The following is a 435-nucleotide window of genomic DNA, read 5'->3' as shown; positions in this document are numbered from 1 at the left end:
GTTTCACTCGGTTTGCGACTGTTCGGTAACATGTATGCCGGTGAGCTGATTTTCATTCTGATTGCTGGTCTGTTGCCGTGGTGGTCACAGTGGATCCTGAATGTGCCGTGGGCCATTTTCCACATCCTGATCATTACGCTGCAAGCCGTCATCTTCATGGTTCTGACGATCGTCTATCTGTCGATGGCGTCTGAAGAACATTAATTTACCAACACTACTACGTTTTAACTGAAACAAACTGGAGACTGTCATGGAAAACCTGAATATGGATCTGCTGTACATGGCTGCCGCTGTGATGATGGGTCTGGCGGCAATCGGTGCTGCGATCGGTATCGGCATCCTCGGGGGTAAATTCCTGGAAGGCGCAGCGCGTCAACCTGATCTGATTCCTCTGCTGCGTACTCAGTTCTTTATCGTTATGGGTCTGGTGGATGC

General features: G+C 49.9%; 2 protein-coding genes. Both read left to right on the top strand.

The window, feature by feature from the left end; genetic code table 11:
* Positions 1-204, top strand: a 204-nt coding sequence (locus tag KDK95_RS35125; RefSeq protein ID WP_212522660.1) for a F0F1 ATP synthase subunit A, incomplete at its 5' end; no start/stop codon positions are given.
* A 46-nt stretch (positions 205-250) separates the two neighbouring features.
* A partial coding sequence (gene atpE / locus KDK95_RS35120) for a F0F1 ATP synthase subunit C (protein WP_040171388.1) occupies positions 251-435 on the top strand: 185 nt, incomplete at its 3' end.

The sequence above is a fragment of the Actinospica acidithermotolerans genome, assembly GCF_018139625.1.
In the GTDB taxonomy this organism is placed as follows: domain Bacteria; phylum Actinomycetota; class Actinomycetes; order Streptomycetales; family Catenulisporaceae; genus Actinospica; species Actinospica acidithermotolerans.
This window is presented reverse-complemented; position numbering and strand designations above follow the sequence as displayed.